This is a genomic window from Citrobacter sp. Cs237 (assembly GCF_030332325.1).
Classification (GTDB): domain Bacteria; phylum Pseudomonadota; class Gammaproteobacteria; order Enterobacterales; family Enterobacteriaceae; genus Citrobacter_A; species Citrobacter_A sedlakii.
In genome coordinates this window covers 265,441-281,893 of the sequence record NZ_JAOWIB010000108.1, presented here as the reverse complement: position 1 = coordinate 281,893, position 16,453 = coordinate 265,441, and the positions used below count along the sequence as shown (strand labels likewise).

Annotated in this window: 12 protein-coding genes; 4 read left to right on the top strand and 8 right to left on the bottom strand. The window is 54.5% G+C overall.

Features of this window, described 5'->3' with window-relative positions:
- Window positions 1-114: 114 nt before the first annotated feature.
- The 5 genes from asnB to nagB form a co-directional block, all read right to left on the bottom strand.
- Complete coding sequence (gene asnB, locus OGY07_RS18380; RefSeq protein ID WP_181821787.1) at window positions 115-1,779, bottom strand: asparagine synthase B; 1,665 nt, start codon at window positions 1,777-1,779, stop codon at window positions 115-117.
- Between the two features lie 252 nt (window positions 1,780-2,031).
- Window positions 2,032-2,784: a ribonucleotide monophosphatase NagD gene (nagD, locus tag OGY07_RS18375; protein ID WP_286602256.1), complete on the bottom strand. Its 753-nt coding sequence runs from the start codon at window positions 2,782-2,784 to the stop codon at window positions 2,032-2,034.
- A 46-nt stretch (window positions 2,785-2,830) separates the two neighbouring features.
- On the bottom strand, window positions 2,831-4,051 hold the full coding sequence (gene nagC / locus OGY07_RS18370; RefSeq protein ID WP_286602254.1) for a DNA-binding transcriptional regulator NagC: 1,221 nt from the start codon (window positions 4,049-4,051) through the stop codon (window positions 2,831-2,833).
- An 8-nt stretch (window positions 4,052-4,059) separates the two neighbouring features.
- Window positions 4,060-5,208, bottom strand: coding sequence for an N-acetylglucosamine-6-phosphate deacetylase (gene nagA / locus OGY07_RS18365; RefSeq protein ID WP_042285443.1), 1,149 nt, complete (start codon window positions 5,206-5,208; stop codon window positions 4,060-4,062).
- A 59-nt stretch (window positions 5,209-5,267) separates the two neighbouring features.
- Window positions 5,268-6,068: a glucosamine-6-phosphate deaminase gene (nagB, locus tag OGY07_RS18360; protein ID WP_042285441.1), complete on the bottom strand. Its 801-nt coding sequence runs from the start codon at window positions 6,066-6,068 to the stop codon at window positions 5,268-5,270.
- Window positions 6,069-6,409: 341 nt separating this feature from the next.
- Between nagB and nagE the strand changes: the two genes are divergently transcribed.
- From nagE to OGY07_RS18340, 4 genes are all read left to right on the top strand, one after another.
- Window positions 6,410-8,362 (top strand): PTS N-acetyl glucosamine transporter subunit IIABC, encoded by a 1,953-nt coding sequence (nagE, locus tag OGY07_RS18355; protein ID WP_181821784.1) that lies wholly within the window; start codon window positions 6,410-6,412, stop codon window positions 8,360-8,362.
- Window positions 8,363-8,572: 210 nt separating this feature from the next.
- Window positions 8,573-10,240 (top strand): glutamine--tRNA ligase, encoded by a 1,668-nt coding sequence (glnS, locus tag OGY07_RS18350; RefSeq protein ID WP_286602249.1) that lies wholly within the window; start codon window positions 8,573-8,575, stop codon window positions 10,238-10,240.
- A 423-nt stretch (window positions 10,241-10,663) separates the two neighbouring features.
- On the top strand, window positions 10,664-12,070 hold the full coding sequence (gene chiP, locus OGY07_RS18345) for a chitoporin ChiP (RefSeq protein ID WP_042285435.1): 1,407 nt from the start codon (window positions 10,664-10,666) through the stop codon (window positions 12,068-12,070).
- Between the two features lie 50 nt (window positions 12,071-12,120).
- Window positions 12,121-12,453 (top strand): ChiQ/YbfN family lipoprotein, encoded by a 333-nt coding sequence (locus OGY07_RS18340; protein ID WP_042285432.1) that lies wholly within the window; start codon window positions 12,121-12,123, stop codon window positions 12,451-12,453.
- 39 nt (window positions 12,454-12,492) lie between these two features.
- Here the strand turns inward: OGY07_RS18340 and tcuC are convergent, their stop codons facing one another.
- Genes tcuC through tcuA form a run of 3 tightly spaced genes read right to left on the bottom strand, consistent with a single transcriptional unit; the run spans window position 12,493 to window position 16,366 of the window.
- Complete coding sequence (tcuC, locus tag OGY07_RS18335) at window positions 12,493-13,782, bottom strand: tricarballylate/proton symporter TcuC (RefSeq protein WP_042285430.1); 1,290 nt, start codon at window positions 13,780-13,782, stop codon at window positions 12,493-12,495.
- A 54-nt stretch (window positions 13,783-13,836) separates the two neighbouring features.
- Complete coding sequence (gene tcuB, locus OGY07_RS18330) at window positions 13,837-14,976, bottom strand: tricarballylate utilization 4Fe-4S protein TcuB (RefSeq protein ID WP_286602244.1); 1,140 nt, start codon at window positions 14,974-14,976, stop codon at window positions 13,837-13,839.
- Window positions 14,963-16,366, bottom strand: coding sequence for an FAD-dependent tricarballylate dehydrogenase TcuA (gene tcuA, locus OGY07_RS18325; RefSeq protein ID WP_199956445.1), 1,404 nt, complete (start codon window positions 16,364-16,366; stop codon window positions 14,963-14,965). The genes tcuB and tcuA overlap by 14 nt, the downstream gene beginning before the upstream one ends.
- Between the last annotated feature and the right edge of the window lie 87 nt (window positions 16,367-16,453).

Here is a 16,453-nt window from a genome sequence, read left to right as displayed (position 1 = left end):
TTAGGTTGCGAACAGCGTGACGCAATAATCGGCAATTATTGGTTATGAAACACTTTATGGGCAAGATTTTAGAACAAAAAAAGGGCCCTTGCGGACCCATTTCATCATGCAGATTTATTTGTATGCCGACTGATGTACGCCGACCGCGCGTCCGGAAGGATCGTTCATGGTTTTGAACGCTTCATCCCATTCGATCGCTTTGGCGGAAGAGCAGGCGACAGACGGGCCGCCCGGCACGCATTCCGCGGCGCTCGGGAGCGGGAACAGTTCTTCAAAGATCTCACGATACAGATACGCTTCTTTCGAGCCTGGCGTGTTGTAAGGGAAGCGGAAGCTGGCGGTTTCCAGTTGCTGGTCGGTTACCTGCTGCGCCGCCACTTCTTTCAGGGTGTCGATCCAGCTGTAGCCCACGCCATCGGAGAATTGCTCTTTCTGACGCCATGCGACGCTTGCCGGCAGGTAAGATTCGAAACATTCACGCAGGATATGTTTTTCCATCTTGCCGTTGCCGCACATCTTATCTTCCGGATTGATACGCATGGCCACATCGAGAAATTTCTTGTCGAGGAACGGGACGCGGGCTTCCACGCCCCAGGCTGACATCGCTTTGTTGGCGCGCGCGCAGTCAAACATATGTAGCGCCTGCAGTTTACGTACCGTTTCTTCGTGCAGTTCTTTGGCGTTTGGCGCTTTATGGAAGTAAAGATAGCCGCCGAACACTTCGTCAGATCCCTCGCCGGACAGCACCATTTTGATGCCCATCGCTTTGATTTTACGCGACATTAAGTACATTGGCGTTGACGCGCGAATCGTGGTCACATCGTACGTTTCGATGTGATAAATTACATCGCGGATCGCATCTAACCCTTCCTGCACGGTGAAGTGAATCTCATGGTGCACCGTGCCCAGATGGTTCGCGACTTCCTGCGCGGCTTTCAGATCCGGAGAACCTTCCAGACCGACAGCGAAGGAGTGTAGCTGCGGCCACCAGGCTTCGGATCTTTCCTGATCTTCCACGCGACGCGCGGCGAACTTTTTGGTGATAGCGGAAATCACTGAAGAATCCAGACCGCCGGAGAGCAACACGCCGTACGGCACATCTGACATCAGATGGCTTTTTACCGAGTCTTCCAGCGCCTGGCGCAGTTCCGCTTTGTCGGTAACGTTATCTTTTACCGCATCGTACTCGAACCAGTCGCGCTGATAGTACTGACGAATCTCACCGTCCTGGCTCCATAAATAGCTGCCCGCCGGAAACTCTTTAATCGTGCGGCAAACCGGCACCAACGCTTTCATTTCCGAAGCAACATACAGGTTACCGTGTTCGTCATAACCCATATACAGCGGGATAATCCCGATGTGGTCGCGACCAATCAGATACGCGTCTTTCTCGGTATCGTACAGGGCGAAAGCGAACATTCCTTGCAGATCGTCAAGAAATTCAGGGCCTTTTTCCTGGTACAGCGCGAGGATAACTTCGCAGTCGGAGCCGGTCTGGAACGCATAGCGATCGCCATATTCCGCACGCAGCGCCTGATGGTTGTAGATTTCGCCGTTGACAGCCAATACGTGGGTTTTCTTTTCGTTATACAGTGGCTGAGCGCCCGCGTTGACGTCGACAATGGACAGACGTTCATGCGCGAGGATGGCCTTGTCGCAGGCAAAAATACCGGACCAGTCCGGGCCGCGATGGCGCATCAGGCGTGACAGCTCGAGCGCCTTTTTCCGCAGTTCCCCTGCATCTGACTTAATATCGAATACGCCAAAAATTGAACACATAACCTTCTCCGTTACCCTGTCTGAATACATTTTGTGTGTGCTTGATTTAAAAAATGCCGCAAAGGAGAGCAGGGCGCAATACTTTTGCCGGGTAAAAAAGAAAAAACGCAACAGCGATTATGGAATGATGAAAAAAGAGTACGTAATGAACGGATTTATTAATGAATCGACAATTTTTAGGTGATTTTATTAGATGCGGCGTGGCTTGACCGTAGGCCTGATAAGCGAAACGTCATCAGGCAACGGTTGGCGTTAAATAACGTCGATCTCGGCGACGGAGGGGTAAATCCAGCTCGGACGGAACGGCATACTGTCAATATCATCAAGCGTAGAAACGCCGGAAAGCACCAGGATGGTTTCAAGTCCCGCCTGGAATCCGGCAAGAATGTCGGTGCGCAGATTGTCACCGACAATCACCGTCTCTTCCGAGTGCGCCTGCATTTTGTTCAGCGCGGCGCGAATGATCCACGGGCTGGGTTTGCCGACGTAGAACGGCTTACGTCCGGAAATTTTCTCAATACCGGCGCACAGGGCGCCGCAGGCCGGGTAAAAACCGCGACCGTGGGTGTCCGGATTGGTGGCGATAAAGCGTGCGCCGTTCGCCACAAAGTATGCCGCTTTATGCATCATGTCCCAGTTATAGGAACGGGTTTCGCCCACAATCACAAAATCCGGGTTGACGTCGGTGATGGTGAACCCGGCTTTATACAGTTCATGGATCAGCGCCCCTTCGCCCACCACGTAAGCCTTTTTCCCTTCCTGACGACGCAGGAAGTCGGCGGTGGCCATGGCTGAGGTATAAAACACGCTGTCAGGGACATTGACGCCGGCGGTGGCGAAGCGGTTCGCCAGATCCTGCCCGGTTTGCGACGGGTAATTGGTCAACAGCACCAGCGGCAGACCTTTTCCAATAATGCCGGTCAGAAATTCTGCTGCGCCGGGGACGGCGACGTTATCGTGCATCAGCACGCCATCGATATCACAAATGACATTTTTAATGGTCATGAACTACCCAGGGAAATGGTTATGAATCCGATACTATAAAAGCGCATCAGTTTTCCAGCAAATGCTGGAGCAAAATGCCGTTCAGCATGGCGCGCTTCACAAGGGCGAATGCGCCGATAGCGGAGCGGTGATCCAGCGTAGAGCGCACCACTGGCAGATTCTGGCGAAACGCCTTCAGCGCCTGCGTATTGATGCAACTTTCGATTGCGGGCAACAGGACTTTATCCGCTTCGGTAATTTCACCGGCAATCACAATCTTCTGCGGATTAAACAGGTTAATGGCAATGGCGATAGTTTTGCCCAAATGTCGCCCTACGTGCTCGATCACTTCCGAGGCCAGGCTGTCGCCTTTATTTGCCGCTTTACAGATGGTTTTGATGTTGCAGTCATTTAGCGAAACACGGCTCTGATAGCCCTGTTTGAGCAGGTTTTGCACACGGTGTTCGATCGCGGCGTTAGCCGCAATGGTCTCCAGACAGCCGAAGTTGCCGCAGTGGCAACGCTCGCCCAGCGGCTCAACCTGAATGTGGCCGATCTCGCCGACGTTGCCGTTACGGCCAATGAAAATTCGGCCATTAGAGATGATCCCGGCGCCGGTGCCGCGGTGCACGCGCACCAGAATGGAGTCTTCACAGTCCTGGCTTGCGCCGAAATAGTGCTCTGCCAGCGCGAGGCTGCGGATGTCGTGACCGACAAAACAGGTAACGCGAAAAAGGGTTTCCAGCGCATCGACCAGTCCCCAGTTTTCAACCTGAATATGCGGCATGTAATGAATCATGCCGCTTTCCGGATCGACAAGGCCCGGCAGGATCACCGAAATGGCGATCAGTTCGCGAATTTTGCGCTGGTTGCCGTCAATAAAGGCTGAAATTGCATTGAGCAACGCATGTTCCAGCGTCTCCTGAGTACGTTCGGGCAGCGGGTAATGCTCCTCCGCCAACACTTTACTGCTGAGATCGAACAGGGTAATGGTCGCGTCATGGCGTCCCAGACGTACGCCGATGGCGTGGAAACCGCGGGTTTCGGTAACAATAGAGATCGCGCGGCGGCCCCCGGTGGAGGCCTGCTGATCGACTTCTTTGATCAGCCCGCGTTCAATCAGTTGACGCGTAATTTTGGTTACGCTGGCGGGAGCAAGCTGGCTTTGTTCGGCAATCTGAATCCGCGAGATTGGTCCATGCTGGTCAATCAGGCGGTAAACGGCCGCGCTGTTAAGCTGTTTTACGAGATCAACATTACCTATTTGAGCTTGTCCGCCTGGTGTCATACTTTCTCTTACTCAGTAACGACCTCGTTACCATTAACGATGGTCTTGATGATTTTAAAGTCGTGGGTAAACGCGGTCAGGTTCGCCACTTTACCCGGCGCGATGCTGCCGAGCTGTTTTTCTACGCCAATCGCGCGCGCCGGATAGAGCGTCGCCATGCGCAGCACTTCGTCGAGCGCAATGCCGCAGTGCTCAACCAGGTTACGCACGCCTTCGATCATGGTTAACGATGAACCGCTTAGCGTACCGTTTTCATCCACACACAATCCATTGCGGTAGTATATTGTTTTACCAGCAAAAATGAACTGTTCAATATTCGCACCTGCGGGCGCTGTCGCATCCGTTACCAGACACAGCTTATCGCCTTTAAGACGTTTGGCGTTGCGGATATTGGCGTAGTCAACGTGCAGGCCGTCGGCAATCACGCCGCAATAAATGTCCGCATCGTCGAGAACAGCCCCCGCCAGACCCGGTTCACGGCCGGTAATGTACGGCATAGCGTTAAACAGGTGCGTGGCAAAGCGGATACCTGCGCGGAAACCGGCTTTGGCTTCTTTAAGCGTGGCGTTAGAGTGTCCGGCAGAAACCACGATGCCGGCATTCGCCAGTTTGCTGATGACTTCAGCAGGCACCATTTCCGGCGCCAGCGTAACTTTGGTGATGACGTCGGCATTATCGCACAGGTAGTCCACCAGCGCAGCGTCCGGCTGACGAACAAAGTTCGGGTTGTGGGTGCCTTTTTTAACCAGATTCAGCCACGGGCCTTCCAGATGAAGACCCAGCGCCTGGTTCGGGTGTTTCGCCAGGTATTCACGCATAACGCGAATGCCTTGCTTCATCAGTTCGTCGCTGGTGGTGATCAGCGTTGGCAGATAGTTAGTGCAGCCCGATTTCTCGTTGGCTTTCTGCATGATTTCCAGCGTTTCAACGGTAACGGCGTCTGCGGTATCGTTGAACTGTACGCCGCCGCAGCCATTAAGCTGAACGTCGATAAAACCGGGGGAAAGAATGGCCCCGTTCAGTGAACGTTGTTCGATCCCGTGCGGCAGTTCCGCCACCGGACAAACGCTGTCAATCAGGCCATTGGCGACAACAATCGCATGGTCATCAAGAATTTCGTGGCCGGTAAAGATCCGACCCTGGGTTAAAGCATACATTCCGACCCCCGATTTCAAAAATATGCCGCCCTGAACGCAGTGGCAGGGCGGAGACAACATTACAGACCTTTAATATTTTCGGCTTCTAACTCGTTGAAATATTTCAGCGTCTTAACTTTCAGTTCCATCGTTGACGGCTCATCGCAGACCACCACGGCTTTCGGGTGCAGCTGCAGGCAACTGATGGTCCACATGTGGTTGACGTTGCCTTCAACGGCGGCCTGCAGAGCCTGGGCTTTCTGATGGCCCAGCACCAGAATCATCACTTCTTCGGCATCCAGCAAAGTCCCCACGCCAACGGTCAGCGCATATTTAGGCACCTGATCCACATCACCGTCGAAGAAACGGGAGTTTGCCACGCGCGTATCGTGGGTCAGGGTTTTAATGCGGGTACGGGAAGCCAGGGAAGAAGCCGGTTCGTTAAATGCGATATGACCGTCGTTACCGACGCCGCCCATAAACAGGTGGATTTTACCGTAAGAACGGATTTTTTCTTCATATTGACGGCATTCCGCGTCAATATCTGGCGCGTTACCATTGAGCAGGTTGATGTTTTCTGCTGGAATATCAACGTGATCAAAGAAATTACGGTGCATGAAGCTGTGGTAGCTTTCCGGATGTTCCTTTGGCAGGCCGACATATTCGTCCATATTGAACGTCACCACATGTTTGAAGCTGACCTGGCCCGCTTTGTGCATTTCCACTAAGGCTTTGTAAGCGGTCATTGGCGTGCCGCCCGTCGGCAGACCCAGCACAAACGGACGATCGGCTGTCGGTTTGAACGCATTGATACGGTTAACGATATGGCGGGCAGCCCATTTGCCGACTTGTTCAGCGGTAGTCAGGGGAATCAGTCTCATTCTTCACCTCAGAAAGTAAATGTAAGCCGTTGGCGGATTGCGCGTCTGTGCACCTTAAAGCGTAACCTGGTCTGTCGCGATTGGAGTCAATCCGTCTTGATTTTTTGAATGATAAAATAAGTTTTCAAAGTTAGCCAGTGACAGGGAGAGATAATAACGATATTTGGTGACTGTACTCACAAAAAACACGCTTTTAATTTGCGATACGAATTAAATTTTCACACACTCTTGCAGGAGATGATCTAACAACGTATTTGCCGGAACATCACGCTGAGAAGTTGAGCTACACACATAAAAATACGGCCTGAATGGCCATATCGGGGTCTCGTAGGGGGAATAAGATGAACATTCTAGGTTTTTTCCAGCGACTGGGTAGGGCGTTACAGCTCCCTATCGCGGTGCTGCCGGTGGCGGCGCTGTTGCTGCGATTCGGCCAACCAGATTTACTGAACGTCGCCTTTATCGCGCAGGCGGGTGGGGCGATTTTTGATAACCTCGCGCTGATCTTCGCCATCGGTGTGGCATCCAGTTGGTCCAAAGACAGCGCGGGTGCGGCAGCGCTGGCAGGGGCGGTCGGTTATTTCGTACTGACTAAAGCGATGGTCACCATCAACCCGGAAATCAACATGGGTGTGCTGGCGGGTATCATTACCGGCCTGGTGGGCGGCGCTGTCTACAACCGTTGGGCGGATATCAAGCTGCCTGATTTCCTGAGCTTCTTCGGCGGCAAACGCTTTGTGCCGATTGCTACGGGCTTTTTCTGCCTGGTGCTGGCGGCGATTTTCGGCTACGTCTGGCCGCCGGTTCAGCATGCTATTCATGCTGGCGGTGAATGGATCGTGTCCGCAGGCGCGCTCGGCTCCGGTATTTTTGGTTTCATCAACCGTCTGCTGATCCCAACCGGTCTGCATCAGGTGCTGAACACCATCGCCTGGTTCCAGATTGGTGAATTCACCAACGCTGCCGGTACCGTTTTCCACGGCGATATCAACCGCTTCTACGCGGGTGACGGCACTGCCGGGATGTTCATGTCCGGCTTCTTCCCGATCATGATGTTTGGTCTGCCGGGCGCGGCACTGGCGATGTACTTCGCTGCCCCGAAAGCGCGTCGTCCGATGGTAGGCGGTATGCTGCTGTCCGTCGCCATCACCGCGTTCCTGACCGGCGTGACTGAGCCGCTGGAATTCCTGTTTATGTTCCTTGCGCCGCTGCTGTATCTCCTGCACGCGATTCTGACCGGCATCAGCCTGTTTATCGCCACGCTATTGGGGATCCACGCGGGCTTCTCGTTCTCTGCGGGCGCTATCGACTACGTGTTGATGTACAGCCTGCCCGCGGCGAGCCAGAACGTCTGGATGCTGCTGGTTATGGGGCTGGCGTTCTTCGTCATTTACTTCCTGTTGTTCAGCGCGGTTATTCGTATGTTTAACCTGAAAACGCCGGGCCGCGAAGATAAAGAAGACGAGGTGGTGACTGAAGAAGCGAACAGCAATACGGAAGAAGGTCTGACGCAACTGGCGACCAGCTACATCGCAGCGGTCGGCGGTACGGATAACCTGAAAGCCATTGATGCCTGTATCACCCGTCTGCGTCTGACCGTTGGCGACTCCGCCAGGGTGAGCGATGCAATGTGTAAACGCCTGGGCGCGTCCGGCGTGGTGAAACTGAACAAACAAACCATTCAGGTTATTGTCGGGGCGAAAGCAGAATCCATTGGCGACGCGATGAAAAAAGTCGTTGCGCGTGGTCCGGTTGCCGCAGCTTCGGCGGATGCCGCGCCTGCTGCAACAGCAACCCCGGCCCAGAAGCCGCAGGCGGTACCCAATGCGGTGACCATTGCTGAACTGGTTTCCCCGATTACCGGTGACGTGGTGGCGTTAGATCAGGTGCCTGACGAGGCGTTCGCCAGCAAAGCGGTCGGTGACGGCGTGGCGGTTAAACCAACGGATAAAATCGTGGTTTCTCCGGCAGCGGGAACCATCGTGAAAATCTTCAATACCAACCACGCATTCTGCCTGGAAACAGAGAAAGGCGCGGAAATCGTGGTCCACATGGGGATCGATACCGTTGCGCTGAACGGCCAGGGCTTTAAACGCCTGGTTGAAGAAGGGGCTGAAGTGACCGCAGGCCAGCCGATCCTGGAAATGGATCTGGACTATCTGAACGCGAACGCGCGCTCCATGATAAGTCCGGTGGTGTGCAGCAACATCGACGACTTCAGCGCGCTGGTGGTGAAAGCCGAAGGTCACGTCGTGGCGGGTCAAACCCCACTGTATGAAATCAAAGGTAAATAAAAAGGTCCGGGTCGGATAAGGCGAAAACCGGGTTCCGACAACATCACAGCGACCTTAAGCGGCGAAGGCAAACCTTCGCCGCTTTTTTTTGCAGCAAATGGTCCCCATATTTTCGTTTGAGACGTATTTTGCGTAACTAAAGGTTGTCAGTCTGTCCGGCTTATAAGATCATATGCCGTTATACGTTGTTTACGCTTTGAGGAATCCACGATGAGTGAGGCTGAAGCCCGCCCGAGTAACTTTATTCGTCAGATCATCGATGAAGATCTGGCCAGTGGTAAGCACACCACGGTACATACCCGTTTTCCGCCGGAGCCAAATGGCTATCTGCACATTGGCCACGCGAAATCCATTTGCCTGAACTTTGGCATCGCGCAAGATTATCAGGGCCAGTGCAACCTGCGTTTCGATGACACTAACCCGGTAAAAGAAGATATCGAGTACGTTGATTCGATCAAAAACGACGTTGAGTGGTTAGGTTTTCACTGGTCTGGCGAGGTTCGCTACTCCTCCGATTACTTCGATCAGCTGCATGCCTACGCGGTTGAGCTGATCACCAAAGGTCTGGCTTACGTTGATGAACTGACGCCAGAGCAGATCCGCGAATACCGCGGCACCCTGACTCAGCCGGGTAAGAACAGCCCGTTCCGCGATCGCAGCGTGGACGAAAACCTCGCGCTGTTCGAAAAAATGCGTACCGGTGGTTTCGAAGAAGGCAAAGCTTGCCTGCGCGCGAAAATCGACATGGCGTCGCCGTTCATCGTGATGCGCGATCCGGTGCTGTACCGTATTAAGTTCGCGGAGCATCACCAGACCGGCACCAAGTGGTGCATCTATCCGATGTACGACTTCACCCACTGCATCAGCGATGCGCTGGAAGGTATTACCCACTCGCTGTGTACGCTGGAATTCCAGGACAACCGTCGCCTGTACGACTGGGTGCTGGACAACATCACGATTCCGGTTCACCCGCGTCAGTATGAATTCTCGCGCCTGAATCTGGAATACACCGTGATGTCCAAGCGTAAGCTGAACCTGCTGGTGACCGACAAGCATGTGGAAGGTTGGGACGACCCGCGTATGCCGACCATTTCCGGTCTTCGCCGCCGTGGTTATACCGCCGCCGCGATTCGCGAGTTTTGCAAACGTATCGGCGTGACCAAGCAGGACAACACCATTGAGATGGCGTCGCTCGAATCCTGCATTCGCGAAGATCTTAATGAAAACGCGCCGCGCGCGATGGCGGTAATCGATCCGGTGAAACTGGTGATCGAAAACTACCCGCAGGGCGAGAGCGAACAGGTCACGATGCCGAATCATCCGAACAAACCGGAAATGGGCAGTCGTCAAGTGCCGTTCAGCGGCGAGATCTGGATTGACCGCGCGGACTTCCGTGAAGAAGCGAACAAGCAGTACAAGCGTCTGGTCATGGGGAAAGAAGTACGCCTGCGTAACGCCTACGTCATCAAAGCCGAGCGCGTGGAAAAAGACGCCGAAGGCACTATCACCACCATCTTCTGTACCTACGACGCCGACACCCTTAGCAAAGATCCGGCAGATGGCCGTAAAGTGAAGGGCGTGATTCACTGGGTGAGCGCGGCGCACGCGCTGCCGGTTGAAATTCGTCTCTACGATCGTCTGTTCAGCGTGCCGAACCCTGGCGCGGCGGAAGATTTCCTGTCCGTAATGAACCCGGAATCGCTGGTCATCAAACAGGGTTATGCCGAACCATCGCTGAAAGAGGCGGTCGCCGGTAAAGCGTTCCAGTTTGAGCGCGAAGGGTACTTCTGTCTGGACAGCCGTTATGCTACCGCCGAGAAACTGGTCTTTAACCGTACCGTCGGCCTGCGTGACACCTGGGCGAAAGTCGGCGAATAAGTCGCAACTTGTCTCTCAAACGCCGCGTTCAGCGGCGTTTTTTTTGCCCTCAACTCTCTTTTTTCGAAGCGAATTAATTATCGTTTCTTAAATATTCTGCTTAACAAATCTTTTTACATAACAAATTGATTTCATCAATGCTTATCGTGATGTAACCGATTTCATCTTTCTGGAAAACAAGTAATTTTTTCTGATCTTCCGCTTTTTTGATCAAATGAATGAAATGTAACAGAACGCGATGAAATATGTGCGGTTGCTCATACTCTTACATTCTCGTTACAGAAAGGTATTGATAATTCGCGTCGCGAAAAATAGTCTATTCATTGTAGTCAGCGAGGTCTTTCTCAATGCTACTTTTCACTTTTATTTTTTGGCTGTTTGCCGTTGGCGACAGCACTTTAAAACGTCAAAGAGGATTAACACATGCGTACGTTCAGTGGCAAACGTAGTGCGCTGGCGCTGGCTATCGCCGGTATCACAGCAATGTCGGGCTTGGTTGTTGTTCCACACGCTCATGCCGAAGGTTTTTTTGATGACTCCACCCTGACGGGCGGGATCTATTACTGGCAGCGCGAGCGCGATCGTAAAGACGTTACCGACGAAGACAAATATAAAACGAACCTTTCTCATGCGACCTGGAACGCCAACCTGGATTTCCAGTCCGGCTACGCGGCTGATATGTTTGGACTCGATATCGCGGCCTTCACCGCTATCGAAATGGCGGAAAACGGCGACAGCGGTCACCCCAACGAAATTGCCTTCTCGAAAAAGAATAAAGGCTACGACGAAGATTACTCGGGCGATAAAAGCGGAGTAAGCCTGTATAAAGCGGCGGCGAAATTTAAGTATGGCCCCGCCTGGGCGCGCGCGGGGTATATTCAGCCAACCGGACAAACGCTGTTAGCACCGCACTGGAGCTTTATGCCGGGCACCTATCAGGGTGCCGAAGCCGGGGCGAACTTTGACTACGGCGATGCGGGCGCGCTGAGCTTCTCCTATATGTGGGCCAACGAATACAAAGCGCCGTGGCACACCGAGGTCGACAAATTCTATCAGGCCGATAAAAAGACTAAGGTCGATTACCTCCATTCCGTCGGCGCGAAATATGATTTCAAAAACGACCTGGTGCTGGAAGCGGCATTTGGACAGTCTGAAGGCTATGTCGATCAGTACTTCGCGAAAGCCAGCTATAAGTTTGATTTAGGCGGCAACCCGCTGACTACCAGCTACCAGTTCTACGGTGCGCGTGACAAAGTGGATGACCGTAGCACAAACGATATTTACGACGGTACGGCCTGGCTGCAGGCGTTAACCTTCGGCTACAAGGTCGCGGAAGTGGTTGACCTGCGTCTGGAAGGCACCTGGGTGAAAGCGGAAGGGCAGCAGGGTTACTTCCTGCAGCGTATGACCCCGACTTATGCCTCCTCCAACGGTCGTCTGGATATCTGGTGGGATAACCGTTCTGACTTCAACGCCAACGGCGAAAAAGCGGTCTTCTTCGGCGCGATGTATGACCTGAAAAACTGGAACCTGCCAGGTTGGGCAGTGGGGGCGTCTTATGTGTATGCCTGGGATGCGAAGCCGTCCACCTGGCAGAGCAATCCTGATGCGTACTACGACAAAAACCGCACTATCGAGGAATCATCTTACAGCCTGGATGCGGTCTATACCCTGCAGGACGGACGCGCCAAAGGCACCATGTTTAAACTGCACTTCACTGAGTATGACAACCACTCCAACATCCCAAGCTGGGGCGGTGGTTACGGCAACATCTTCCAGGATGAGCGTGACGTGAAATTTATCGTCATTGCCCCGTTCACCATCTTCTAATGCCCATACGCGGCGGGCCATGCGCCTGCCGCACCGTTGAGGACTGTGCTATGAAAAAACTGATACTCATCGCCGTGATGGCTTCGGGACTGGTGGCCTGCACAACGACGACGGCGCCAAAAGAAGACAGCCGTCTGAAAGAGGCTTACAGCGCCTGCATCAATACGGCGCAGGGATCGCCAGAAAAAATCGAAGCCTGCCAGAGCGTTTTAGCGGTGCTGAAGAAAGAGAAACAGCACGAGCAGTTTACCCGTCAGGAAAGCGTTCGCGTACTGGATTACCAGCAGTGCATACAGGCGACGCGTACCGGTAACGATCAGGCGGTAAAAGCCGATTGTGATAAGATCTGGCAGGAAATCCGCAGCAACAATAGCGCCAAATAACCCAGGGGGCGGAGAGGGTCTCCGCCCCTGTTTTCTGGCTTAATTCTCCACGGGGTGGTAACTGCGGCTCAGGCGAACAAACAGCATAGCCGTCGCGGCGAAACCACATAGCGCTGCGCACATCAGCCACCATCCTGGCGAACTTTTATCACCGGTCATCTCAACCAACGCGGTAGAAATTGCGGGAGTCAGCCCCCCAAAAATGGCCGTCGCAAGGCTGAACGCCAGCGAAAACCCCACCGTTCGTACGTAGACCGGCATCACTTCGGTCAGCGCGGCGACCATCGCGCCGTTATACATGCCAAAAAAGAACGAGAACCACAGTAGCACCAGGGTCATACGGGTGAAATCCGGCGCGGCGGTCAGCCAGTGCATCACCGGCCAGGTCGTGATGAGCGCAAGCAGAGTAATCCCCATCAACACCGGACGACGGCCGATTTTATCGGAGATCGCGCCGCCAATAGGCAGCCAGATAAAGTTAGAAATCCCGACCAGCATGGTGACTATCAGGCTGTCACGCGCGCTCAGATGCAGAACGGCACGGCCGTAGGTGGGCGTATAAACGGTAATAAAATAAAAAGTGGTGGTGGTCATTGCCACCAACAGCGTACCAGCGGTGACGATGCGCCAGTTTTTCGCAATGGTGGTCAGTATTTCCCGGGTATCGGGGCGGTGCTTACGCTGGATAAAGGCTTCGGTTTCTTGTAGCGAACGGCGCAGTACAAAAATGAGCGGAATGATCATGCAGCCAATAAAGAACGGAATGCGCCAGCCCCATTCAGAGATTTCATCGTGCCCGAGCGTGACGTTCAGACCGTAGCCGATCAGCGCAGCCACCACAATCGCCACCTGTTGGCTGGCCGACTGCCAGCTGGTATAGAAACCTTTATTGCCCGGCGTGGCGATCTCTGAAAGATAAACGGAAACGCCGCCCAGCTCCACGCCGGCGGAAAATCCCTGCAACAGTCGGCCCAGCAGCACCAGCACTGGCGCCAGTACGCCAATGGTCTGGTAGCCAGGCACGAGGGCGATCAGCAGCGTACCGCAACCCATGATCGCCAGCGTTACCATTAACCCTTTACGGCGGCCAATTCTGTCGATATACGAACCCAGCACAATCGCCCCGACGGGACGCATCAAAAAGCCGGAGCCGAAGACGGCAAACGTGAGCATTAAAGAGGCGAATTCACTTTCTGCCGGGAAAAACGTTTTCGCAATATAAGTGGCGTAAAAACCAAACAGAAAAAAGTCGAACTGCTCAAGAAAATTACCGCTGGTTACCCGCAGTATTGCGCCGAACGTGCCGGCGCGCGATGGTTGTTGGCTCATGGGATTGCTCTCCACTGTCTTATCGTAATAGTTATTGAGGTAAGATGTTGCGGGTCAGTCGCCTGCGACCCCCGCCTGTTTTCCGCGCCGCTTCTCGATAGCCCATTTGAGTAACGAAGCGCAGCGGTAAAATCCGTGGGCAAATTTTCCGTACGGGAGGGTTAAAAAGAGCGCCATTACCACGCCAAGATGGACAGCAAGCAGAACGCCCATCCACGTGGAATCCCTCCCTGCCAGCAGTCCCAACCCTGTCAGGCTGGTCAACAGCAACAGCAAAATAAAACCGCGATCCATCGGTTTTTGTCGCGCGTCACCGTGCAGCGGCGAGCGCTTTACGTTCAGCCACAGCAAACCCGCAGGACCGATAATCAGACCTACCCCCCCGAGGGTGCCGAGAAGCACCGGCACGCTGAAAAACGGATAAGGGGCTTCCCACCCGGCAAAATAGTGATAGCCGGTCGCCACCACGGTGGCGGCGAAGCAGAGCATAAAACCGTAGAAGGTCAAGTGATGGAAGCGACGGCGCAGCAATGTAAAGGCATCATCGGCTTCGTTACACCCTTTGCCGTGTCCGCCGTCGAGGTACTTCAGCGTCAGGGCATTGTGCGTCGCTTCGGCAATTTCCACGGGCTGCGGCGCGCCGGGGGAGATCTCACGCCAGAAGCGGATCACGCCAGCCATCAACAACCCCATCGCCAGAATAAAGACGGAACCAAACATCCAGGCCAGCAGGTTATGCGGGAATATCTGGTAGAAGTCGCCAGCCAGCGGCGGGTGCAGCAAGGAGCCTTTCAGACTCATCGCCAACAACAGGAAGAAAATCAGCGCAAAGACCAGCGTTAGCGCGACGGTCATGCCCGCCCGGCGATACAACGCGCCAAACGCGGCGGGCCGGGCATAATGCTGATAGGTTTCGAGGCGCACTTCCGCCATCGCTTTCGGTACGTTAATGGCGAACTCATGAGGGGGCGCGTACTGACAGGCGTGCAGACAGGCGCCGCAGTTATGGCACAGGTTAGCCAGGTAGTTGATGTCCGCTTTGCCGAACTCAAGACGGTGAGTCATCGCCGGAAAGACGGCGCAAAAGCCTTCGCAGTAGCGGCAGGCGTTACAAACCTGCATCACCCGTTCCACTTCGGCTTCCGGTTCGGTAATGATTTGTGCCTCAATAATTAATTTCTCAAGCTGCTTCATGGTGCGCCTCCTTACGTGCGGCCTGGGCGGCTTCTTTACCAGCAATGCAGCCAAACGTGGTGCCAATCGACATGCCAACGCCAGCGGTATAGCCTTTGCCCAGCACATTGCCCGCCATCATTTCTCCGGCGACAAACAGGGTACGGCTGGGTTTTCCGGCGAAATGCACCGCCGCGCGTTCGTTCACTTTCAGGCCGAGGTAGGTAAACGTGATCCCTGGCCGCAGGGCGTAGCCGTAATAAGGCGGCGTATCGAGAGGGCGTGCCCAGTGCGTTTTCGGCGGCGTTAACCCGCTGGTGGCGCAGTTATCCAGGACGGTGTGATCAAAGTGTCCAGGCTGGCAGGCCTGGTTGTATTGCCTGACGGTAGCGCTAAAACGTTGTGCATCCAGCCCCAGTTGGCAGGCCAGCTCTTCCAGCGTATTGGCCTGCGCGCCGGGGAATACCGGTGGCATAAAGTGACCAATGGCTTTGCTGTCGATAATGGAATAACCAATTTGCCCCGGCTGTTGGGCGACCAGGCGCCCCCAGATGGCATAGCGTTTCGGCCAGAAATCTTCGCCTTCGTCATAAAAACGCGCTGCGTCGCGGTTGACCACCACGCCTAAAGAGACGCAGTCCACTCGCGTGCAGATCCCGCCGTCATACAGTGGCGCGCGGGCATCAATCGCCACGCAGTGCGACTGGGATGGATCGCCAATGATGTCGGCGCCGGCATCGATCATAAATTTAAGCAGGACACCCTGATTAAAGCGGGTGCCGCGGATGAGAAAATTATCGGCGGGCCATTCCCCACGCGCGTTTTGTCCCCAGGCTTCACGTAGCCATTCGCGATTGGACTCGAAACCGCCAGCGGCGAGTACACAGGTTCTGGCCTCGATGCGTTCATCGCCCGCCAGCGCGGCGACAAACTCGCCGTCATGTAACTCCAGCGCCTGTACCGGCGTGTTATAGCGGATGGTGACGCCGAGCGCCTCCGCGCTGCGATAATAGGCGTTGACCAGCGCCTTGCCGCCGCCCATGAAAAAGGCGTTCGTACGCGCAACGTGCAGTGCGCCTGATAACGGTGGCTGAAAATTCACACCGTGTTTGCGCATCCAGTCACGGCACTGCGAAGAGGTGCGGATCACCAGCCGAGCCAGCGCTTCGTTGGTATTGCCTTCCGTTACCCGCCAGAGATCCTGCCAGTACTCCTCTTCGGGATAACGGTCGACCAGCACATCCTGCGGCGCATCATGCATACAGCGCAAATTACGGGTGTGCTGTGAATTGCCACCGCGCCATTCGCGCGGCGCCGCTTCCAGCAGCAGCACCGACGCACCGGCCTCCCGGGCGGTTAAGGCGGCACACAGCGCGGCATTGCCGCCGCCAATCACCAGAACATCAACCATCGTAGACTCCATTACGCTTTAACAAATGTTAAATTTGTAATGAAAATGTATACGCATGGGTTGTGTGGGCGCTATGAGGTACTGCTA